General features: G+C 32.4%; 22 protein-coding genes. 12 read left to right on the forward strand and 10 right to left on the reverse strand.

Features of this window, described 5'->3' with window-relative positions:
• Positions 1-4: 4 nt before the first annotated feature.
• Both comC and endA read right to left on the reverse strand, forming a co-directional pair.
• Positions 5-1048 (reverse strand): L-sulfolactate dehydrogenase, encoded by a 1044-nt coding sequence (gene comC, locus MMJJ_RS08500; protein ID WP_104838595.1) that lies wholly within the window; start codon positions 1046-1048, stop codon positions 5-7.
• A gap of 17 nt (positions 1049-1065) precedes the next feature.
• Complete coding sequence (endA, locus tag MMJJ_RS08505) at positions 1066-1599, reverse strand: tRNA-intron lyase (protein WP_181505167.1); 534 nt, start codon at positions 1597-1599, stop codon at positions 1066-1068.
• 186 nt (positions 1600-1785) lie between these two features.
• Between endA and prf1 the strand changes: the two genes are divergently transcribed.
• The 4 genes from prf1 to MMJJ_RS08525 all read left to right on the forward strand — a co-directional run bounded on the left by prf1 (position 1786) and on the right by MMJJ_RS08525 (position 4764).
• Positions 1786-3045: a peptide chain release factor aRF-1 gene (prf1, locus tag MMJJ_RS08510; RefSeq protein ID WP_104838446.1), complete on the forward strand. Its 1260-nt coding sequence runs from the start codon at positions 1786-1788 to the stop codon at positions 3043-3045.
• A 73-nt stretch (positions 3046-3118) separates the two neighbouring features.
• The gene (locus MMJJ_RS08515) at positions 3119-3517 is read left to right on the forward strand and encodes a secondary thiamine-phosphate synthase enzyme YjbQ (RefSeq protein WP_104838447.1); all 399 of its coding nucleotides are present in this window, start codon (positions 3119-3121) and stop codon (positions 3515-3517) included.
• Positions 3518-3631: 114 nt separating this feature from the next.
• The gene (locus tag MMJJ_RS08520; protein WP_013999554.1) at positions 3632-4120 is read left to right on the forward strand and encodes a peptidylprolyl isomerase; all 489 of its coding nucleotides are present in this window, start codon (positions 3632-3634) and stop codon (positions 4118-4120) included.
• Positions 4121-4161: 41 nt separating this feature from the next.
• Complete coding sequence (locus MMJJ_RS08525; protein WP_104838448.1) at positions 4162-4764, forward strand: peptidylprolyl isomerase; 603 nt, start codon at positions 4162-4164, stop codon at positions 4762-4764.
• A 42-nt stretch (positions 4765-4806) separates the two neighbouring features.
• Here MMJJ_RS08525 and MMJJ_RS08530 read toward each other — a convergent pair whose 3' ends face one another.
• The 4 genes from MMJJ_RS08530 to thiL are packed head-to-tail and all read right to left on the reverse strand — an operon-like array spanning position 4807 to position 9312.
• On the reverse strand, positions 4807-6948 hold the full coding sequence (locus tag MMJJ_RS08530; RefSeq protein ID WP_104838449.1) for a Tex family protein: 2142 nt from the start codon (positions 6946-6948) through the stop codon (positions 4807-4809).
• Positions 6949-6998: 50 nt separating this feature from the next.
• Positions 6999-7796: an NOL1/NOP2/sun family putative RNA methylase gene (locus tag MMJJ_RS08535; protein WP_104838450.1), complete on the reverse strand. Its 798-nt coding sequence runs from the start codon at positions 7794-7796 to the stop codon at positions 6999-7001.
• Positions 7797-7848: 52 nt separating this feature from the next.
• Positions 7849-8322: an archaeosortase family protein ArtE gene (artE, locus tag MMJJ_RS08540; RefSeq protein WP_104838451.1), complete on the reverse strand. Its 474-nt coding sequence runs from the start codon at positions 8320-8322 to the stop codon at positions 7849-7851.
• Between the two features lie 42 nt (positions 8323-8364).
• The gene (gene thiL, locus MMJJ_RS08545) at positions 8365-9312 is read right to left on the reverse strand and encodes a thiamine-phosphate kinase (RefSeq protein ID WP_104838596.1); all 948 of its coding nucleotides are present in this window, start codon (positions 9310-9312) and stop codon (positions 8365-8367) included.
• 342 nt (positions 9313-9654) lie between these two features.
• On the opposite strand from thiL, the gene MMJJ_RS08550 reads away from it, so the two are divergent.
• Genes MMJJ_RS08550 through MMJJ_RS08560 form a run of 3 tightly spaced genes read left to right on the forward strand, consistent with a single transcriptional unit; the run spans position 9655 to position 12811 of the window.
• Complete coding sequence (locus tag MMJJ_RS08550) at positions 9655-10971, forward strand: B12-binding domain-containing radical SAM protein (protein ID WP_104838452.1); 1317 nt, start codon at positions 9655-9657, stop codon at positions 10969-10971.
• 43 nt (positions 10972-11014) lie between these two features.
• Positions 11015-12193 carry a redox-regulated ATPase YchF gene (locus MMJJ_RS08555; protein ID WP_104838453.1) on the forward strand — a complete coding sequence of 393 codons (1179 nt, stop codon included), beginning with the start codon at positions 11015-11017 and terminating at the stop codon, positions 12191-12193.
• Positions 12194-12247: 54 nt separating this feature from the next.
• The gene (locus MMJJ_RS08560) at positions 12248-12811 is read left to right on the forward strand and encodes a metal-dependent phosphohydrolase (RefSeq protein WP_104838454.1); all 564 of its coding nucleotides are present in this window, start codon (positions 12248-12250) and stop codon (positions 12809-12811) included.
• 44 nt (positions 12812-12855) lie between these two features.
• Here the strand turns inward: MMJJ_RS08560 and MMJJ_RS08565 are convergent, their stop codons facing one another.
• Together MMJJ_RS08565 and MMJJ_RS08570 are read right to left on the reverse strand one after the other, a co-directional pair.
• Positions 12856-14700 carry an ATP-binding protein gene (locus MMJJ_RS08565; RefSeq protein ID WP_104838455.1) on the reverse strand — a complete coding sequence of 615 codons (1845 nt, stop codon included), beginning with the start codon at positions 14698-14700 and terminating at the stop codon, positions 12856-12858.
• Between the two features lie 126 nt (positions 14701-14826).
• Positions 14827-15771, reverse strand: coding sequence for a DMT family transporter (locus tag MMJJ_RS08570; RefSeq protein ID WP_104838456.1), 945 nt, complete (start codon positions 15769-15771; stop codon positions 14827-14829).
• Positions 15772-15911: 140 nt separating this feature from the next.
• Here MMJJ_RS08570 and MMJJ_RS08575 point away from each other — a divergent pair, with 140 nt between their 5' ends.
• A complete protein-coding gene (locus tag MMJJ_RS08575) occupies positions 15912-16208 on the forward strand; it encodes a hypothetical protein (protein ID WP_104838457.1) in 297 nt (98 codons plus the stop codon).
• A gap of 4 nt (positions 16209-16212) precedes the next feature.
• Here the strand turns inward: MMJJ_RS08575 and MMJJ_RS08580 are convergent, their stop codons facing one another.
• Together MMJJ_RS08580 and MMJJ_RS08585 are read right to left on the reverse strand one after the other, a co-directional pair.
• Complete coding sequence (locus tag MMJJ_RS08580) at positions 16213-16710, reverse strand: YkgJ family cysteine cluster protein (protein ID WP_104838458.1); 498 nt, start codon at positions 16708-16710, stop codon at positions 16213-16215.
• Between the two features lie 78 nt (positions 16711-16788).
• Positions 16789-17841, reverse strand: a complete 1053-nt coding sequence (locus MMJJ_RS08585) for a M42 family metallopeptidase (protein WP_104838459.1) — start codon at positions 17839-17841, stop codon at positions 16789-16791.
• 338 nt (positions 17842-18179) lie between these two features.
• Between MMJJ_RS08585 and MMJJ_RS08590 the strand changes: the two genes are divergently transcribed.
• From MMJJ_RS08590 to MMJJ_RS08605, 4 genes are read left to right on the forward strand one after another with little or no spacing between them, the layout of a single operon-like run.
• Positions 18180-19007 (forward strand): transketolase, encoded by an 828-nt coding sequence (locus MMJJ_RS08590; RefSeq protein ID WP_244901529.1) that lies wholly within the window; start codon positions 18180-18182, stop codon positions 19005-19007.
• Between the two features lie 13 nt (positions 19008-19020).
• On the forward strand, positions 19021-19680 hold the full coding sequence (gene rpe / locus MMJJ_RS08595; protein ID WP_104838461.1) for a ribulose-phosphate 3-epimerase: 660 nt from the start codon (positions 19021-19023) through the stop codon (positions 19678-19680).
• A gap of 56 nt (positions 19681-19736) precedes the next feature.
• Positions 19737-20675, forward strand: coding sequence for a transketolase family protein (locus MMJJ_RS08600; protein WP_104838462.1), 939 nt, complete (start codon positions 19737-19739; stop codon positions 20673-20675).
• 59 nt (positions 20676-20734) lie between these two features.
• Positions 20735-21490 (forward strand): TrmB family transcriptional regulator sugar-binding domain-containing protein, encoded by a 756-nt coding sequence (locus MMJJ_RS08605; RefSeq protein WP_104838463.1) that lies wholly within the window; start codon positions 20735-20737, stop codon positions 21488-21490.
• Positions 21491-21493: the final 3 nt, after the last annotated feature.

Below are 21493 nucleotides of genomic sequence, written 5' to 3' on the forward strand. Positions count from 1 at the left end.
AGAATTATTTTAAGTAGTTTTCAATAATCATTCCTTTTTTGTTGCAGATATTTTTCAATTTTTTATACAGTATTTCATCAATTTCAAAACCATTTTTCTTACTTTCAGAAGTGCGTGCTTCAACGTCGCCAGGAATCAAAATTTCAGAAGATCCTTCAGATAGTCTTGAATTTTTTATTTCATCGACTAAGAAGTCAGTTTTATCTAAAAATTCGCTTTTTTCACCGAAAAATTCAGGATTTATCGCGATAAAGAAATCTCCTTTTGTACATTTTTCATCAGCTCTTGCAGTTCCTTTTACATTTGTTCCAATGTCTGCACCGCCAATTGCAGAAAGAATTTCAACCGCCATTGCAATTCCGTATCCTTTAATTCCACCAAATGGTAAAATGCTACCTTCAAGTGCTTTATCCGGATCAGTTGTAATATTTCCATTAACATCTACTGCTGCATTTTCAGGAAGTGTTTTTCCAAGACGTTTTGCTTCAAAGATTTTCCCCCTTGCAACGGATGCTGTTGCCATATCAAGAGAATATTTGTGTTTTTTTCCAGAAATCGCAATTGCAATTGGATTTGTTCCCAAAATTTTATCTTTTCCACCATATGGTGCCATTGCGGGTTCAGTATTTGTAATTGCAATTCCAATCATTCCTTTTTTTGAAGCTCTTTCAGAATAATGTCCAGTAATTCCAAAATGATTTGAATTATATGTAGCAACCGCTCCAATTCCTACATTTTTCGCTTTTTCAACTGCTAAATCCATTGCCATTGCAGCTGTAACATAACCTAATGCTAAATCTCCGTTTATCGTTGCAGTTGCAGGACTTTCTCTTTCAATTTTGATATCTGGATTAATTTTTATATTTTCAGTTTCAAGACCGATTATTGTTTGCGGAAATCTTCCAATGCCGTGTGAAGTAAATCCTTTCAAGTCCGCTTCTGTGTAAATTTCAGCAGTAATATTGGCATGTTCTTTCTTAACACCGTATGCCATTAAAATATCCGAAAGTAATTTTTTTTCTCCTTCAGGCGTAATTATATGTGACATCATGATTCCTCCAATAATTAAAGCTTTAAATATCCCATGTTGTAGTAGACGACGCTTCCATCAGCATCAACTATTGCAATAATTAATTCTTTTCTAACGGAGTGTGCAACCCTAACGAATCCCGTAATTTCTGAAATTTCGCAAGGAATTTCTTCTGAAAAAACTTTTACGAGGTATCTTGAGTGAATCTCATCAATATTACTTCTTTCATAAAGTCTAAAATCAGAACCGTATTTTAAACCAGTTCGAACAGTATATCCTCTGTTTCTTAGGTCTTTGTATGCAAGATACCGAATGCACAACTTTATATCAATATTCTGTGCAACGTCGAATAATTCTTCAAAAGAAAGAAGTTTATTTTTTTTATCTCTCAAGGATATCCAGTTTTTAGATACTAGGTAGAGCCCTTCCACAAATGAAAGTGAAAGAAAGTTTTCGTGAAGTTCTCCGTACCTTTTTTCATTTAAACGAGATATTCCGTCTTTATCGTAAATTACAATTCTCTCATCCGAGAGTTTTGCAGGTATTGTCTTTTTAGGTTTCGCCATTATATTTCCTCAAATCAAAAATAAAAATATCAGAATAAAAAACATGTATCTAATATATAATAGAGAAAACTATATATAGTTTTTAAAAATATTCAATATAATTCAAGCTTACACGTGATTTTAAATCCATTTCTCTTAATTTACGGAAATTGGCATATATAAACGCGAAGACTATTTTAAGGTGGATATATGAGCGGAAATTCATCAACTGATTTGTATTTATTCAAAAAATCATTAAAGGAACTTAAAGGTAAAAAGGGAAAAGGAACAGAGCTTATAAGTGTTTATGTTCCAGCAGGAAGGAGGCTTTCTGATATTTCTCAATATTTGAGGCAGGAGCTTTCCCAATCCTCAAACATTAAAAGCAAAACAACAATGAAAAACGTACAATCTGCAATCGAGGTAATTTTGCAGAGATTGAAGCTTTTAAAGGAACCTCTCGAAATGGGGGTAATTATATTTGCAGGAATGATTCCAAGGGGCGGTCCAGGAACAGAAAAGATGGAAGTTTACGTTCTTGAACCTCCTGAACCTGTAAAAACATTTGTTTATAGGTGTGACTCTTTATTTTACACCGATCCATTGGAGGACTTTATTCAGGATAATGAAGTTTACGGTGTAATTTTAGTCGACAGAAACGAGGCTACAATTGGAACTGTTCGTGGAAAAACAATAACTATATTAAAAAAGCTTACAAGTGGAGTTCCAGGTAAGTTTAAGGCAGGAGGTCAGTCTGCAAGAAGGCTCGAAAGACTTATTGATGATGCTGCACACCAATTCATGGTAAGGATTGGAGAATATGCAACAGAATCATTCATGCCGATATTAGAAGAAAAAAAATTAAAAGGACTTCTTTTAGGAGGTCCTGGAAACACCAAAAACGAATTTGCTGAAAAAGACTACCTTCACCACGAATTAAAGAAAAAAATCATCGATACATTTGATTTGTGTTACACCGAAGAATTTGGAATCCGGGAACTTTTAGAAAAGGCATCCGACCTTTTAAGAGATCTTGATTTGATGAAAGAAAAAAATTTAATCCAGAGATTCTTCAAAGAACTTATAAAAGATGATGGCGGGCTTTCAGCTTACGGTGAAGCTCAGGTAATGAAATATCTTGAAATGGGTGCAATTGACACGCTCATCGTTACTGAAGACATCGGAATTACAAGAGTTACTGTAAAATGTAATAACTGTGACTATGTTCAAGAAGTAAACGTAAAAACAAACGAAATGTTCAAATTCGAAGAACAGTTAAAGACCAAAGCATGCCCAACATGTGGCGGTGCAATGTATGTTGATGAGGAGAAAGATATTATTGAATATTTATCTGATCTTTGTAATGTGCACAATACTGAGATAATCGTTGTTTCTACAGATACCGAAGAAGGAAGCCAGATTTCAAGAGCATTCAAAGGAATGGCTGCAATTTTACGGTACAAATTGTAATTATTCTAAAATATTTTAAAAATTATTAAAAACTATTTTTAAATAACGTTTTTTAGATTTTGGAGGGACTTTTATGTTTTTCGAGTATTCAATTAAAACTGACACAAGAGAGTCCTTGGTTGATATTTCTGACCATATTTTAGATGCAGTTGTAAAATCAAACGTACAAAATGGGATTGCGGTAGTTTTTACACCACACACTACGTCTGCAATAACTATAAATGAAAATGCAGATCCATCTGTCAAAAAAGATATTGTTAAATTTTTACACGAAAAAATCCCTGAAAATTATGGATTTTCACATTATGAAGGAAATTCTGACGCTCATTTAAAAAGTTCGTTTTTTGGGCCATCCTTAACTTTGATAATAAACGATGGAAAAATAATTCTTGGAACCTGGCAGGGTGTTTATTTTTGCGAATTTGATGGGCCGAGAAACAGGAAATTTTACGTAAAAATAATGAGAGACTGATTTAATTGTTAATTAATTCAAGTAAAAAATAATTTATACGGGAATTTTCTAAAAATAATCTGAAACATTTAATTTTTGAAAAATTAATTAAAAAATTTATTTTCTGGTGAAAATATGATTGCTACAATTCAAACAACACTTGGAACAATTAAAATAGAACTATTTGCTGATAAAGCACCGATAACCGTTGAAAACTTCAAAAAATACGCAGAAACTGGATTTTTCGATGGAACGATCTTTCACAGAGTAATAAAAGGATTCATGGTTCAGGGTGGCGGATTTACAAAAGATGGAATTCAAAAAGAAACTTTTGCACCAATTAAAAATGAAGCTAAAAACGGACTTTCAAACAAAAGAGGAACCATCGCAATGGCTAGAACCAACGTTGTAGATTCAGCAACAAGCCAGTTTTTCATAAACACCGTTGACAACATGTTTTTGAACTACCAAAATGATGCAAACTACGGTTACGCAGTATTTGGTGAAATGACAGACGGTTTTGATGTTCTTGATAAAATTGCTGCTGTTAAAACTGGAAACAGGGGATACTTCGCAGACTGGCCAGTTGAAGATGTAATAATTGAAAAAGTTACAGTCGAATAAATTATTTTTTTTATTTATTTTAGTTATTTTCTGGTGAAAATATGGATTTTAAAAACGCTATTTTTATAATTGTCGCATCAATTGTTCTTTTAACCAGTTTTTCAGGATGTACTGAATCTGATTCAACAACTTCGAACGAAACTGGAGAAATAGTTTATGCAACAATTCAGACGAATTACGGAAACATGACTTTTGAACTCTATCCTGATAAAGCACCAATAACTGTTGAAAACTTCAAAAAATACGCAGAATCTGGGTTTTATGAAGGAACAATTTTCCACAGGGTAATAAGTGATTTCATGATTCAGGGTGGCGGATTTACCGTAAACGGAACTAAAAAAGAAACAATCGATCCAATTAAAAATGAAGCTAAAAACGGACTTTCAAACAAAAGAGGAACCATCGCAATGGCAAGAACCAACATTGTAGATTCCGCAACAAGCCAGTTTTTCATAAACACAGTTGATAATTCATATCTGGATTATCAAGATGATTCAAACTATGGTTACGCAGTATTTGGTAAAATGATCGATGGCTTTGACGTTCTTGAGAAAATCGAAAATGTCGCTACTGCAAATAATGGGCAGTATCAAAACTGGCCAATTGAAGATGTAATTATTGAAAAAGTTAAAATTGAAGAATAATTAAAAAATAGATTAATATTTAATTTTTTTATTTATTTTAACTTATTTTGCACGTTTTATCGAAAGTGAAACTCTTTTTTTATCAAAATCAATGTCCATTACCATAACATCAACAATGTCTCCAACAGAGATTACATCAAGAGGATGTTTTATGAACCTGTCAGCAATTTCTGAAATATGTGCTAACCCATCGTGGTGAACTCCAATATCAATAAAAGCTCCGAAATCAACAATATTTCTGACAGTTCCTTTTAATATCATTCCTTCTTTTAAATCTTCAAGTTCTAAAACATCGCTTCTTAAAACGGGTTTTGGAAGGTCTTCTCTTAGATCTCTCCCTGGTTTTTCAAGCTCTTTAATTATATCTTCTAGTGTTGGGATTCCGCAATCCAGTTTTTCAGCCAATTTTTCAATATCGACTTTTTCAGAAATTTTATCGATTTTCTTTTCTTTGATATTTTTTATCGAGATATTTAACTCATTAAGTAAATTTTCTGCAATTTTGTATGATTCTGGGTGAACACCCGTATTGTCAAATAAATTTTTACCTTCAGGAATTCTCAAAAACCCTGCACACTGTTCAAATGCTTTTTTACCGAGTTTACTTACCTTTAAAAGTTCTTTTCTGGATTCAAATTTTCCATTTTCCGTTCTGTATGCTACAATGTTTTTTGCAATTCCAATATTGATGCCTGACACATAATTTAAAAGTGAAACTGATGCAGTGTTTAAATCAACGCCAACAGAGTTTACTGAAGACTCAACAACCCCTGTTAAACTTTCAGATAACTTTTTCTGGTTCATATCATGCTGGTACTGTCCAACACCTATTGATTTTGGGTCGATTTTTACAAGTTCTGCTAAAGGATCCTGAAGTCTTCTTGCAATTGATATTGCACTTCTAATTCCAACATCGTATTCTGGAAATTCATCAGAGCCGAGTTCCGATGCAGAATAAACAGAAGCTCCAGCTTCATTTACAATTACGTAGTAAACATCGTTTACAACTTCTTTTAAAATTTCAGAAACAATGTTTTCAGATTCTCTTGAAGCGGTTCCATTTCCAATTGCTACAACGTCGATATCGTATTTTATTATGAGTTCTTTAACCTGTTTTTTAGTTTCTGCAATTTTGTTATGTGGTTCTGTAGGGTATACTACCGTTTTATCGAGAACTTTTCCGGTTTCATCGACTACTGCAAGTTTACAGCCTGTTCTAAATGCCGGGTCCCATCCAAGCACGGTTTTGTTTTTTATTGGTGGCTGCAATAACAACTGTTTTAAATTTTTTGAAAATACTTCAATTGCACCGTTTTCTGCTTTTTCTGTGAGGCTATTCCTAATTTCCCTTTCAATTGACGGTGAAATTAATCTTTTGTAGCTGTCAATTACCGTATCTTTTAAAATTTCAGAAGTTTTTGAATTTTCTAAAATTATATTTTTAAAGATCCAGTCCTGAATAAAATCAACAGGTGCATCGATTTTCACCTGTAAAATTTTTTCTGATTCTCCTCTATTTATTGCAAGGATTCTGTGGCCTGGAATTTTATTGATCGCTTCAGAATATTCATAATACATTTCATAAACTGATTTTTCGTCCACATTTTTTGCTTTTACCGAAATAATTCCTTCTGAAAATGTAAGTTCACGAATAAACTTTCTGTAGTCTGCATTATCTGAAATTTCTTCTGCAATAATATCTTTGGCGCCAGAGATTGCATCATCTATTGAATTAACTTCCAATTCTGGATTAACAAATTCTTCTGCAAGTTCTTCAATTGGTTTTTCCAAAATTTGTTTTAAAATTAATTCTGATAAGGGTTTTAAACCCTTACTTTCCGCAATTGTCGCCCTTGTTTTTCTTTTTGGCCTGAATGGACGGTAAATATCTTCAAGTTCAGTTAAAAGTTCAGATTTTTCGATCTTTTGTTTCAATTCTTCAGTTAATTTGTCCTGTTCGTCAATTAATTTTATAATCTGGGCTTTTTTATCTTCTAAATTTCTTAAATAATTCAATCTATCAAAAAATTTCCTCAAAACAACGTCATCAAGGGAACCTGTTGCTTCTTTCCTATATCTTGAAATAAATGGAATGGTATTTCCTTCGTCAATTAATTTAACTGTGTTTTCGACTTGAAATGTTTTTAAATTAAATTCTTTCTGCAATTTTTGAAAAATATACATAATAAACCCTCTAAAAAAGTAATTAATTAGATAAAATAATTTCTGAAAAATTAATTTTTAACTTTTCTAAATTTTGCAATGAAAAATGGCTCATTTGGTGGAATTACCTTCAAAGTTCCTTTAACTTCGCCTTCAATCATGTTTATTCCTGGGAAATCATCCACAGTTAACTCAATAAGTTCCATGTTTTTATTTGTCTTTAAAATATATCGAACGATATCTTCGTCTTCTTCAATTTCGGGGGAACATGTACTGTATACCAATTCACCGCCGTCTTTTAATACTTCGATTGCAGTTCTAAATAATTCGACCTGTCTTTTTGCACAAAATAATATATCTCGTTTTGTTTTTACCCTGTTATTGTCTTTTATCTCGTTTCCAGTACATGGGGCATCTAAAAGAATTTTATTGAATCTTAACTTTTTATCGAGGTTAACTGCGTTCGTGTTTATCATTAATGTATTTTTAAAGCCCATCCTGTTGATATTTGACCTTAAACTTTTTAATCTGTTTTTATTTATCTCAACAGCAAGAATTGATCCTTCATTTTCCATCAACTGTGCAAGGTGCGTAGTTTTTCCACCCGGTGCTGCACACATGTCGAGTACATCGTCATCTTTTGATGGATTAAGAGTTATTGATGGAATTATCGATGAAATACTCTGTAAAAAATAGTATCCCAAAAGATATTCTGGAGTTGAACCCATGGAAAATGGTGATTTTGCAACTCTAAATACATAATCTAAGAATGTATCTTCTAATTCTACTCCTTTTTCTTCCAATCGCTTTTTAAGGTCTTCAGAAGATATTTTTAACGTGTTTACCCTTATAAACTGTAAATTTTCCAAAAATACCACCGCAGTATAATAATATAGTAATTAGTAATATCAGCAACCGTGTTTATAATCTTTTTTTGATTTTCGACCATAGCAAAATCGTAAAAACTGCAATTGTTGGAAAAAACACAAAACCGATGGTGTTGTGAATGTATTCACCATTTCCAAACGTATTTGCGAGGATTCCTATAATAACGATTCTAAATATGTTTCCAAGGTATATTAATAATATACAAAATAATGAACCAAAAACATAATACTTTAACCTGTTTTCAACCGTCAATATATGAGCCAATAATATCGAAATCAACATCATTCCAGTACATGGTTCAGTTATTGAAATTATGATATTTGGAAGATATACAAGATTTTGAATCAGAATTACATCGTTTAATAAAAGTTTTAACAATAAATAGCTTTGATAAGCTATAAAATTTGTTAAATGACTTTCAAAATGGCATAATATATGGTAAATTATATATGAATAACTAAAATATTTTAAGATTATTAAAAAATATTCGTTAAATTTTTTATTCATGTTTTATCATGTTGCATGTCATGATATATCCTATTTAGTAACCTACCATTTGTGAACATATCCTTCTAATTCCACGGATTTTCCATCAACCGTTTTTCCGAATTCTACGACTTTTCCAATTTTTGTTACTGAATTTATATCTTTTAATTTTTCTTCGGCTTTTTTAAAATCAGGAGTTGTAAAAAGTAGTTCAAACTCTTCACCGCTGTTTAAAACCGTTTTTAATAAATCCCTATCAAATTTTTCACAGAATTCAATAACTTCGGTTGAAACGGAGTTTAAAAGTTTTTTTGAATTTATTTCAAAGTTTCCTGTATAATTTAAATCTTTTGAAAGACCGTCAGATATGTCGCAACATGAGGTGATTGTTTTATTCAATAAAAGCCCTTCTTTAACCCTTGCTTTAGGTTCTGCAAGCTTTTCCATGATCTCAGGAAATTCAGAAATTGTTTTTTCAAATTCCATATTTCCTAAAATTCCTTTATTTTTCATCTCAAGAAGTTTTAAAGCGCAATTAACTTTTCCAACATCGCCAGTGATGCAGATATCTTCACCAATAATTCCACCGCGATATATCGGATTATTCGTAATTCCAAATGCAGTTCCAGACAGTGTTAATTCAGGCGCTTTATTTGTATCTCCGCCTGCAATTGGGCATTCGTACTCTTTTGAAATAAAATTTATTCCTTTTGACATTTCATCGATAAATGTTTTGTCTGGGCTATCAAAACCCATTGAAATTACCATTCCAAGAGGTTTTGCACACATTGCGGCAATATCTGATACATTTGCAGTAACAACCCTCATTCCAATCTGAAATGGTGTTAAAATACTTGGAAAATGTGTTGATTTAAACATCATGTCTGTTGTAACAACCAAATGCTGGTTTTCTAATTTAAAAACCGCACAGTCATCCCCAATTCCCATTTCAACCCCATTTGAATAGGAAAGATTTTTTGAAATAATTTTAATAATATCAAGTTCATTCATTTTTGTTCCTGTTTTCAAAAGTTTGATAGTTTTTATGGAAAATCTCTTTAAAATATTTAGCTAATAATTAATGGTATTACTTCCGCATACAAAAACTTACAAAATGTAAATTCTAATTTCACAATCACCTTTATATACTGAATCCGAGATACTAATGATGCAATTGACGCATAAAGACTGAATGTTCTTTTTATGCACTTGGTGGATGATGAACGGAGTAGCTTCTGATTTATGATGAAAGATGGGCGAGCTGACACCAATTTTTTTATTCTGAAAAACTAAATTTTTATATCTCTTCTTTTAACTACTAACTTTTATACTATTCTTCATTTTGGCGGTAAAATGGCAATTAAAAACGTTTCAATCGTGTACCCGAATAAATTTGGCGGAGGGATAGCATGTCTTGCAGTGCATGTTTTAACCGGCCACTTAAACAAGTACTCAGATATTTCTGCAAATGCGTATTTTATAGAAAATTACTCGAAAATTAAGAACAATGACGCTATTTTAATAACTTTACAGTACGAAAACGACTATTTTAACGTTGTAAAAATTGTAAAAGAATTAAAAGCTCAAAATCCAAACGCTATTTTTATTGCAGGGGGTCCCTGCGCCATTTCAAACCCGCTAACTATTCAGGAATTTTTTGATGCATTTGTTGTCGGTGAAATTGAAGGAACTGATACAATGTACCAATTGATAAATGGTAATTTTGAAATTCCTGGAGTATATGTTCCGAAAAATTATAATAATGAAAAAATTAAAAGAATATATCCAAAAAAACTCGGGATAGATGATTATCCAATAGCCCAAGTTACGCATGAATCGGGAGCTTATGGAAAAGCTTATCTTCTTGAAATTGGAAGGGGTTGCATTAGAAACTGTAAGTTTTGCATGGCCAAATGCATCTACGCTCCTCCAAGATATCGAAAAATTGAAGATTTAAAGTATCTGGTCGATGAAGGATTAAAAAACACCGATGCAGACAAGGTTTCACTAATTGCCCCATCTGTAAGTGATTATAAGTATGTACTAGATTTATGCGCACACATCTCTGAAAAAAATGTGTTAATTTCGCCTTCATCATTACGGGCAGATACAATTACTGATGAACTGCTTGACTTTTTAAATCTGAAAACATTGACGATAGCACCCGAAGCAGGTAGCGAAGTTCTGCGAAAAAAAATTGATAAAGGAGTCACTGAAGAAAATATTTTAAATGCAGTTGATATTGCTAAAACACACGGAATATCTACCGTAAAACTTTATTATATGGTTGGTTTTCCTGATGAATCAGAAGATGATATTGAAGAAATAATAAATTTAACAAAAAAAATAAAAGATAACGTTCGAAAAGTAGATGTTAGCATAAACCCAATGGTTCCAAAGCCCCACACTCCTTTCGAAGACTTTGAATTTGACATGGACTCAAAAACGAAGATAAAATATATCGAAAAAAGTCTGCGAAAAATAAAAGTTAGTGTTGATTTTGAAAAATTCAATTCTATGGTTGCACAGACCGTTCTTGCAAGAGGGGGAAGTGAACTTTCAAAAGTTTTAAATGAGTCAAGAAACACAATCGAACTTATTAAAAATGTGGATTTGGATAATTACATTAATAAAATCGAAGAAAAACCTTGGGATTTTATAGAAATCTAATTTAACAAAGATATAACTTAACAATTATAAAAACGGTGATAGCATGGCGATATTAGGACTCGTTGGAAAACCAAACGTTGGAAAATCAACTACATTCAATGCAATGACGGAAAAAATTGCAGATATTGGAAACTATCCATTTACTACGATAAACCCAAATATTGGAACTTCTTTTGTTACAAAGCCATGCCCATGTGACACTTTAAATTTAAAATGTACTCCAAATAATTCGAAATGTTTCTCTGGAATGCGTTATATTCCTGTTGAAGTAATTGACGTTGCAGGGCTTGTTCCTGATGCACACAAAGGAAAAGGGATGGGTAACAAATTTTTAGATGATTTAAGGCAGGCTGATGCATTTATACTCGTTGTTGATGCAAGCGGAAAAACGGATCTCGAAGGAAATCCTTCTGAAAATAACGATCCTGTAGAAGATGTTAAATTTTTGTTAAATGAACTTGATATGTGGATTCACGGAATTTTAACGAAAAACTGGGAAAGACTTTCAAGAAAAGCACAGCAGGAAAAAAACCTTTTAAAAGCGCTTTCTGAACAGTTAAGCGGATTAAATATTTCCGAAAATCAGGTATTTGCAGTAATTAAAGAATTTGACGAAAGTCCAATGAAATGGACAGAAGAAGATTTAATCAATGTTTCAACAAATTTAAGAAAAGCTTCAAAACCAATGATTATTGCTGCAAACAAGGCAGATCACCCTGATGCAGAAAAAAACATTGAAAAATTAAAAGAAGAATTTAATGACTTTTTAGTTATTCCAACATCCGCTGAAATTGAGCTTGCACTCAAAAATGCACAGAAAGCAGGTTTAATAAAATACGATGGAAAATCAATGGAAGTTTTAGATGAATCATCACTAAATGATGCACAGAAAAATGCACTAAACTACATGAAAAATTATCTTGATAAATTTGGTGGAACCGGAATTCAGGATTTGATCAATGTTGCGTATTATGATCTTTTAGATATGATTGTGGTTTATCCTGTAGAAGATGAGGGAAAATTCTGCGATAAAAAAGGAAACGTTTTACCTGACGCATATCTTGTAAAAAAAGGAGCAACTGCAAAAGACCTTGCATTTAAAATACACACTGAAATCGGTCAAAAATTCATTTATGCGGTTGATGCAAAGAAAAAGTTGAGAATCAGTGCAGATCAAGAATTAAATGATGGAGATATTATAAAAATCGTTTCTGCTGCATAATTTTTAATTTTCATTACGTTTTTTTTACTTTTTTACATATTTTGGAGGATTATTATGATACCAGATAATAATAAAGCGCTAGATTTATTAAATTGTTATGTAAAAGAGCAGTCAAATCTCGACCATAATTTAATTGTAGGGTATGGGATGCTTGGAATAGCTAAATATTTAGAAAAAGATGAAACCGAGCAGAATTACTGGTTTGTGTCCGGAGTTTTGCACGACATCGATATTGAAGAGTATGGGTCGGATATTGAAAAACACTGCATTATCGGTGAAAAAATTTTGGAAAGAGAAGGAATTTCCAAAAATTTAATTGATGACATAAAATCTCACAACGATGTATTAAATATTGGGCGAAATTCGGAAATTAGGCATGCTTTATGGGCAGTTGATGCACTTTCGGGAATTATTCGAGCTTATGTATTAATGAGGTCTGACAAGGATGTAAAAAAAGCAGAATTAAAGTCAATTAAGAAAAAACTAAAAGATAAAAGTTTTGCACAAAATGTTTCAAGAGAACAGATTAAATCCTGTGAAGAAAATTTGAAAATAACGCTTGATGATTTTGTAAATTCTGTTTTAAAAGAAATAAAAGAAAATATTTCATTTAATTAATTTTAAAATTTAACTTTTTTAAAAAGTAATTTTTTTAAGTTTTTTTATTTTATTAATGGGAACATTACGTGAACTGTTGTACCTTTTCCAATTTTGCTTTCAACCCAGATCGATCCACCATGGGATTCCACAATTTTTTTACAAACTGCAAGTCCAAGGCCGGATCCTCCAACTTCTCGTTTTGAAGAAGAATCGATTTGGTAGAATTTATCAAATATTTTTCCAAGGTGTTCTTTTGGAATTCCTGGTCCCTGATCAGTAATTTCAAGGTGGATATTTCCTTTATCTTCAAAACCCATCACTGTAACTTTGGTCTGTTTTTTGCTGAATTTTATTGCATTTTCGATTAAATTACTAAGAACCTGATGAATTTTAGACTTATCTCCTTTAATATCCAGATTATCCACATCTTCGAGTAAAACTATATTTTTACTTTCTGCGAAATAATCGAAAGACCTTAAAATATCATTTACTTCTTTTTTAAGGTTTATTTTGTCTCGTTTGATGTCCAAAATCTTATTATCTACAGTTACAAGGTCTGACATATTGTCTGTAATTCTTTTTAACCTGTCTGAGTTTTCAGATATTACAGATATGAATTCTTTCTGTTTTTCGCTTAATTTTCCTGCAGTTTCATCTTTTAATAATTCAACATAGCCTAAGATTGCAGTAAGTGGCGTTCTAAGTTCGTGCGATACTATGGACAGTATTTCTGATTTTAAATTATCAACTTCTTTTAATTCGTCAAATGAAGTTTTAAGGGTATGTGCATCACTTTTAAGCTTTTTATCGGATTTTCGTATTTCATCAGCCATTTTATTAAACGATTCTGCAAGTTCTTCTAATTCATCGCCTGTATCAATTGATGCTCTTTCGTCGTAATTTCCACGTCCAAAAGATTCGGCAGAGTTTTTAAGTTTTTTTATCGAGTCGACTATTTTTTTATTTAATATCACTGCAACAAAAACTGCTATAATCAGGCTAGAAAATGCGATAAAGAATATTTTTTGGATTACTGAATTTAATAATACCGTAAATGGCGATTTTGGAGTTCCAACACAGGTCATTCCTATTACTTCACCGTCAATATTGTATATCGGGGAATATTTAGCAAGGTAGGGCACTCCATTTATGGTAACCGTACTCCTAACGTCCTGTTTTTTTGAAACAGTTTCATATATATCTTCATCTGCAAGTTCACCAACAAAATCTACTCCATCTTTTTGGCAGGTTGTAGATATTCTTACGTTGTTTAGATATATCGAAGCTTCATCACCGGTAACTTCTTTAATTCGGTCAACCCAGTAATCATCCTTATTCATTATATCTACGTAGGTTACAGCACCTATAAGAGAATCTCCATCATATATTGGTGCAACCGTAAAAATTGTAAGTGCATCGTGCCCATCTAGTTCATAATCGCTATATTTTGAAGCTTCTTCGTTTGGGAGGATATCGTAAGCATATATGGTATTTTTTTCTAATAATTTTTTAACGTAACTGCTTATTTCTGCATCATCGTCTCCGTAGCTTGCACAGATTACGTTTCCGTCTGCATCAGTAAAAACTGCTAAATCGATCCAAGACTGGTCTTCAAGGCCGTTTGCAAAATCTTGAAGCGTATCTTTATCATTATTTTTAACAGCATTAACAACAACTGGAAGGTTTGCCGTATATGCAGTCATCGTGTCAAATTCAACAAGAACGCTGTCCATTCGTTCATTTAATATTCCTAAATTTATATCTAGTTCAGATTCCTGATTTGAAGTCATCAAATCTGAAATAGTATCTGTAGATACATAACTCATCATAACGATTGGAATTAAAACAATAATTATTGAAAAAATCAGTAATTTAGTTCCAATCATTCCAATTCTCGATCTTCTCATGGGGCACCACTAAATAAGTCAGTTTGAGTAAATTTTTTTAAATATTTTCATTTAATTATTTTAGTTAAATATTTAGGAATATCATTAAATAATTATTTGTTCGTTCTTTGCCCGACATTTTGATCTTCAGTTGCTTAATTTTGACGAGTAAGTGCTGTGAATTACCATTCCAAATATTACAACAAGCAGTCCTAAATTTGCAAAAATGTCCGGGAATGCACCGCCCAATAGAATAAGTTCACCAAGTACTGAAAATACTATTTCTCCAGACTGGGTTGATTCGACAGCGGCAAGTTTTTTCATATCTTTTCTTACCATGTCCGTTGCTTTGAAAAAAAGCCATGTTGCAATTATTCCTGAAAATAATGCGACTATAAACGACTGAATGATCTGGTTGTTGTTTGGAATGCCTGACCTTAAAAGTCCATAGAATAAAAGTAAAATCCATGCAGGCATACTGCAAAGGGTCATTCCAAGTATTCTTTGAAATGTTGTTAATTTACCGCCTGAAAGTTCCATTGTTTTTCTGTTTCCCAAAGGATATGAAAATGCCGCAATAATAACAGGTATAAATCCTAATACAAGGTCATTTATTGAAACGGAAGTTATTCTTGAATACTGCATTAAGATTATCCCAAAAAGAATAATTAATGAAATAAAAAGCGACTTTTTTGGAATTTTATTCCTTACTTTTTCTAAATTCCCATTATTTTCAATCAGGCTGTAAAATAATGGTGTTAAAAGGATTCCTGCAACAATTGTTACCTGCCAGGTTCCTGCAATAAGCCATGATGGGCCGTAGTTGCCTGCAAACGTAAGGGGTGCATAGAATAAAACAAAACCAACATTACTCCATATGAACCATTCTTTGAAATTGTTTTTTATCTCGAAAATTACTTTTTTAATGTTATTTTTACCGTAAAGTATAATCAAAAGGAATGGGAGTGTGAATATGTATCTTAGGGATGCTGAAAATATCCAATCTCCTCCAAAAAGGTCCATCTGCCGGTTTAAAACAAACGTAGATGCAAAAAAGAGCGATGAAAGAATTCCTAAAATTATAGATTTCATAACGACACCATATATTTATTAAAATAAATATGAGGGATTAAAATTTAAAACTTTTGATATAAGAATATATTAAATAGAATAAACTTACATTTTTAATATATTTGAGGATAAATTTTTGGATGAATTTTTTTGGTGAAAATATGGAATGTCCAGTATGTGGCGGAGAAAAATGCATAAGAAAATCAGCAGTCGAGATTTACAAAGACTTAATCGAACTTTTTTTTAAATATCAAGATAAAGAAAGCGAAGTTACATTTAAAAAGCACCCTACCGTTGGGGAAATCGGGGAATGCGAAAAAACAGGTAAGAAGTTGTGGTACTGTCCGTACTGCGACAAACCATTTCCTGAAAATTATGAACTGAATAACGTAACAGTCGAGTGTCCACACTGTAAAAAGACACTTTGCATCCCTGTTTCAAACAGAACATTCTGTTAAATTATTATTTTTCAATTTTTTTAGATTTTTTCAATCTTTTTTTAGCCTTTTCAAAAAATTCTTCAGGAGTATTTTCTTCTTCTCCAAGGTATTTTAAAACGGTTTCTGCGTGTTTATAATATTCTTCATCAGGGTCTAAATCTCCCATAAACAGACCTTTACAGTTTTCCAAAAACCAGCCATCGTATGTTAAAACAAGGTTTTTGTCTTTAATTTGAACAGAATATGGTCTTAATCTACAGATAATTGGCCTAACTCTATAAATTTTACATTTATTATTTTCATCTAAGAATATACACTTTTCTTTTGAGGTTTTGAGCCTTCCAGTCATTCCATCAAAGTTTACGAGGTATTTTTTAACAACTTCGTCAAATGGAATTTTTAAAAATCCTGCAATATTTGCAACGTCCTTTTTGGAAACGCTTGGAGAGTCACAGCAGCCACCGCACATTCTACAGTGCCATGCAATGTTTTTCAAATCTTTTTTAATATCAATTTTCATAAAATTCACGTTTTCTTTTGATTTAAATTTTTAAATTTTTTTAATATCCTAAAAATTAAAAAATAGGGTTAATTAAAATTAGAAGTATTCATGTACTTTTTTAATGCATGCAACAACGAGTTCGGTTGTTTTTTCGAGGTCTTCTGTATCAATAACTTCAACCGGAGTGTGGATGTATCTTGAAGGAACAGATATAACGCCTGTTGGAATTCCATCTCTTGTTAAGTGAATTGCGGTTGCATCAGTTGTTCCTCCTTCTCCAACTTCGTATTGAACAGGTATCTCATCTGCTTTTGAAACATCCCTAACCATTCTTAAAACTGTAGGGTGCGTAATAATTCCTCTTCCTGATGCGTCAACAATTGTTGCAACAGGACCTTTTCCAAGTTCTACTGGCGCATCTTCTAATTTAATTCCAGGATGGTCTCCACAGATTGTAACGTCAAGTGCGAATGCAACATCGGGATTAATTCCAAATGCAGATGTTTTTGCACCTTTAAGTCCTACTTCTTCTTGAACTGTTCCAACAGCGTAAACCTGGCATTTTAAATCCATATCTTTGAGTAATTCCATGGTTTTTAAAACAACTGCACAGCCTGCCCTGTTGTCGAATGATTTACATGAAACTACATTTCCACCGAGTTTATCAAATTCGGACTTGAATGACATTGCAGTTCCAATTTCTACGCCCATTTTTTCTGCTTCTTCCCTATTTTTTGCACCGATGTCGATAAACATGTGTTCAGCAGAAATTAATTTGTTTCTTTCGCTTTCTTTCATTTTGTGTGGTGGTTTTGATCCTAAAACTCCAACAATATCGCCGTTATTTCCGTGAACGATAACTTTCTGATTTAAGAGCATCTGGTCGTTAATTCCGCCAATTTTTGTAAATTTTAAAAATCCTTTATCGTCTATATATTTAACCATGAGCCCGATTTCATCCATGTGTGATGCAATCATGATTTTTGGACCTGTAGATCCTTTTTTTGCAATTAAGTTTCCAAATTTATCTGTTTCAATACTGTCGCAGTATTTTTCAAGTTCTTTTTTCATGTATTCTCGTATGTTATCTTCTCTACCAGAAATTCCTTTTTCTGTTGCGAGAATCTTTAAATAATTGAGTGTACTCATAAAATCACCAGCTTATTTCTTAACTACTCAATTTTCATAATGATATCTATTCTATGATTTAAATATGATTGTTTTAAACTAGATTGGATGTTTCATAATAAAAAATTTAATGAAGAATGCAGATAAATAAAATGATACAAAAAATTTATAAATGCATCTGATAATATTCATGTTATTAATGGATTGTAGCATGATGCCGTATAGGTATTCTTTGTAACACATTCGAACACAATACTTACGATTTATTTCTATTTTTCATGTTATTGCAATTTTTAATAAAATCAGAAGAAAAAACGAAACAGATTTAAAAATTTATGTTTTTAAAATCGGTGAAAAGAATGAAAAACACAAAAAATTTGAATTTTGAAGAATTAGCTGTTAAATCAAAAAGTTTAAGATATAATATTGTAAAAATGATAGGACTTGCAGAATCTGGACACCCTGGGGGATCCCTTTCAGCAATTGACATTGTATCATCTCTTTACTACAATATTATGAACTATGATCCAAAAGATCCAAAACAGGATTCAAGAGATCGGTTTATTTTAAGTAAAGGTCACGCATGCCCTGCACTTTATGTAACCCTTGCAGATCTGGGCTATTTTAAAGAAGAAGAATTATGGAATTTAAGACAGCTCGGAGCTCTTTTACAAGGACACCCTACAATCGAGATTCCTGGAATTGAAGTAAATACTGGTTCATTAGGACAGGGATTTTCATCATCAGTTGGTGTTGCTATCGGATGTAAATTAAATAAATACGAAAATAACGTGTTCGTTCTTTTAGGGGATGGAGAATGTCAAGAAGGACAGGTTTGGGAAGCTGCAATGGCTGCGGCACACTACAAACTCGATAATTTAATTGGTTTTGTTGATAGAAACAAACTCCAGATTGACGGATGTACTGAAGATGTAATGTGTTTAATGGACTTGAAAGCTAAATTTTCTGCATTCGGTTTTGATGTATTTGAAATTGACGGCCACAACTTCGAAGAAATTGTTAAAACCGCAGAACTTGCAAAAACAATGAAAAACGGAAAGCCAAAAATGATTATCGCAAATACGATAAAAGGAAAAGGCGTATCATTCATGGAAAATAACGTTGGCTTCCACGGAAAAGCTCCAAATAAAGAAGAGCTTGAAAAAGCACTCGCAGAACTTCAATAATCAGGTGATTTAAATGGTAATGATTGGTGCATCTATTCTTTCTGCAGATTACGGTCACATGGCAGAGGAAGTAAAAAAGGCTGAAGAAGGAAATGTTGATTTTTTCCACGTGGATATTATGGACGGACACTTTGTACCAAATTTAAGTATGGGGCTTAGAGTTCCCCACTATTTGAAAAGTATAACTGACGTTCCAATTGACGTACACTTAATGGTTGAAAATCCTGATTTATTTATTCCTAAACTGGCAGATGCTGCAGATATGATTGCATTTCACGCAGAATCCAGTAAATATTTATTTAGAACTGTTGACCTGATAAAAGAACACGATGCAAAGCCAATAGTTGCATTAAACCCCTCAACACCGATCGGTAACGTGGAATACGTTTTAGAAAATTTATATGGTGTTTTGGTAATGACTGTTGAACCGGGCTTTTCAGGACAGTCTTTTATAAATCCGATGATTAAAAAAATAGATAATTTAAAAAACAAAATATTGACTGAAGGGTACGATACAAAAATCTTTGTAGATGGTGGAATTAACCTGGAAACTGCGCCAAAAGCTGTTGAAGCAGGTGCAGATGGGCTTATTGCAGCTTCAGCAATATATGGAAAGGAAGACGTTAAAAAAGCAGTGAATGATTTAAGAAATTCTGCAAATTTTAGGATTTAACTCGTAAATTAAATTTAAGAACTATATCTGAAGTTTATAATTTTGTGGTGAATTATATGAAAGGAACAAAAAAAGGAATGAGAGAAGCCTACGGTGAAACCTTAGCGGAACTTGGTGAAGTAAATGAAAATATTGTAGTACTTGATGCTGATTTATCAGGTTCTACTAAAACAGGAATTTTTGCTAAAAAATATCCTGAAAGATTTTTCAATGCAGGAATTGCAGAACAAAACATGATGGGTATGGCAGCAGGACTTTCAAGAACTGGAAAAACTGTGTTCGCATCAACTTTTGCAATGTTTGCAACAGGAAGAGCATGGGAGCAAATTAGAAATTCTATCGCATATCCTGGTTTAAACGTAAAAATATGTGCAACACACAGTGGCGTTACAGTTGGTGAAGATGGAGCATCCCACGAAATGACTGAAGACATTGCAATAATGAGAGCAATCCCAAAAATGATTGTAATTTCCCCATCTGACTATTTGGAAACAAAAAATGCCGTTAGGTGGGCTGCAAATTACGAAGGTCCAGTTTATGTAAGAATGCCAAGAGGGAATACTGAAATAATTTTTGAAAACGAAGAAGAAGCAAAATTCGAGTTTGGAAAAGCAAGAATTTTAAAAGAAGGAACTGACATTACACTCATTGCAACAGGAGAGCTCGTTCCAGAGGCACTCAATGCTTCAAAAATACTTTCTGAAAAAGGAATATCTGCACAGGTTATTGCAATTGCGACAATAAAGCCAATTGATAAAGATGCAATAAAAAATTCAAAAGATTTCATAGTTTCAATCGAGGATCACAGTATCATCGGCGGACTTGGCGGAGCAATTTCTGAAGTAATTGCAGAAGAAGGATTGAATAAAAAACTCCTTAGAGTTGGTATCAACGACGAGTTTGGAAAATCTGGAAAAGCAGGAGATTTATTAAAATATTATAAACTCGATTCAGAGAGTATTGCAGAAACCGTGATGAATGCATACAAAAAATAATTTTTAAATTAATTCTAAATAATATTTATTTTAATTTTATTTTTTAAGGGGTTAGATTCATGAAAAAAATCGGAATTTTAGAATTTTTAGTTTTAATTTCAATTTTAGTTACGGCCCTTGCAATCGGTTATAATTTTTTAAGCCCAACGTCAGAAGCGTATACTTTTGATGGGGAAGAAATGTACAAATGTGCATGGGTTTCTGAAAATATAATGCTCAAAGGTTTTCCGCTCTACGCAGATATTGATGGAAGATGGACTGCAGATTCTTCAGACTTTTCTGATCGAGTACAAATTTTAGCTGCAAGTGGTGGAACTCTTACCGTTGCATACAACGATACTGAAATGACGATTGGTGGAAAACTTGCTTCAAAAGAAGATATTGCAGCAAGTAACATATATCTGGTTCCTTTAGGAAACACAATTATTAGATATAACTTGGACTCTTTAAATGGAACTTCATTTTCAGAAATAAGCGATATTATTTACGATGACATTGGCAATGACTTAAATATTCTTGAAGTTGATATTGATGGTTCATTTGCGATTGATTCGGAAACTTTTTCACCAACAGAACAACTTGAAGTTATAAATTATTTCAAATATGAATCAGCTCTGCCAAAAATGAGTTTTGTAGATGGCGGTTTAATATTAAAAGGAGATTTTAATTTAAACGACTTGAAAAACTTGGATGGCTTATTAAATCCTCAAAAAATCGTTACATCAAATATTGAAGTAAATATAATTGTGGAAAACGCTACTAATGAAATAAAAACTGAAAAATACAATAATGCAAAACTAATAACCTGGATGTAATAC

It is taken from the genome of Methanococcus maripaludis (assembly GCF_002945325.1).
In the GTDB taxonomy this organism is placed as follows: Archaea; AGJL01; Methanococci; order Methanococcales; family Methanococcaceae; genus Methanococcus; species Methanococcus maripaludis.

Excerpts from the sequence above, each read along its gene's own strand:
- comC (WP_104838595.1), bottom strand. The coding sequence starts at position 1,048 with ATGTCACATATAATTACGCCTGAAGGAGAAAAAAAATTACTTTCGGAT.
- prf1 (WP_104838446.1), top strand. The coding sequence starts at position 1,786 with ATGAGCGGAAATTCATCAACTGATTTGTATTTATTCAAAAAATCATTA.
- MMJJ_RS08515 (WP_104838447.1), top strand. The coding sequence starts at position 3,119 with ATGTTTTTCGAGTATTCAATTAAAACTGACACAAGAGAGTCCTTGGTT.
- MMJJ_RS08520 (WP_013999554.1), top strand. The coding sequence starts at position 3,632 with ATGATTGCTACAATTCAAACAACACTTGGAACAATTAAAATAGAACTA.
- MMJJ_RS08525 (WP_104838448.1), top strand. The coding sequence starts at position 4,162 with ATGGATTTTAAAAACGCTATTTTTATAATTGTCGCATCAATTGTTCTT.
- MMJJ_RS08530 (WP_104838449.1), bottom strand. The coding sequence starts at position 6,948 with ATGTATATTTTTCAAAAATTGCAGAAAGAATTTAATTTAAAAACATTT.
- artE (WP_104838451.1), bottom strand. The coding sequence starts at position 8,322 with ATGAATAAAAAATTTAACGAATATTTTTTAATAATCTTAAAATATTTT.
- thiL (WP_104838596.1), bottom strand. The coding sequence starts at position 9,312 with ATGAATGAACTTGATATTATTAAAATTATTTCAAAAAATCTTTCCTAT.
- MMJJ_RS08550 (WP_104838452.1), top strand. The coding sequence starts at position 9,655 with ATGGCAATTAAAAACGTTTCAATCGTGTACCCGAATAAATTTGGCGGA.
- MMJJ_RS08555 (WP_104838453.1), top strand. The coding sequence starts at position 11,015 with ATGGCGATATTAGGACTCGTTGGAAAACCAAACGTTGGAAAATCAACT.
- MMJJ_RS08560 (WP_104838454.1), top strand. The coding sequence starts at position 12,248 with ATGATACCAGATAATAATAAAGCGCTAGATTTATTAAATTGTTATGTA.
- MMJJ_RS08565 (WP_104838455.1), bottom strand. The coding sequence starts at position 14,700 with ATGAGAAGATCGAGAATTGGAATGATTGGAACTAAATTACTGATTTTT.
- MMJJ_RS08570 (WP_104838456.1), bottom strand. The coding sequence starts at position 15,771 with ATGAAATCTATAATTTTAGGAATTCTTTCATCGCTCTTTTTTGCATCT.
- MMJJ_RS08575 (WP_104838457.1), top strand. The coding sequence starts at position 15,912 with ATGGAATGTCCAGTATGTGGCGGAGAAAAATGCATAAGAAAATCAGCA.
- MMJJ_RS08580 (WP_104838458.1), bottom strand. The coding sequence starts at position 16,710 with ATGAAAATTGATATTAAAAAAGATTTGAAAAACATTGCATGGCACTGT.
- MMJJ_RS08585 (WP_104838459.1), bottom strand. The coding sequence starts at position 17,841 with ATGAGTACACTCAATTATTTAAAGATTCTCGCAACAGAAAAAGGAATT.
- MMJJ_RS08590 (WP_244901529.1), top strand. The coding sequence starts at position 18,180 with ATGAAAAACACAAAAAATTTGAATTTTGAAGAATTAGCTGTTAAATCA.
- rpe (WP_104838461.1), top strand. The coding sequence starts at position 19,021 with ATGGTAATGATTGGTGCATCTATTCTTTCTGCAGATTACGGTCACATG.
- MMJJ_RS08600 (WP_104838462.1), top strand. The coding sequence starts at position 19,737 with ATGAAAGGAACAAAAAAAGGAATGAGAGAAGCCTACGGTGAAACCTTA.
- MMJJ_RS08605 (WP_104838463.1), top strand. The coding sequence starts at position 20,735 with ATGAAAAAAATCGGAATTTTAGAATTTTTAGTTTTAATTTCAATTTTA.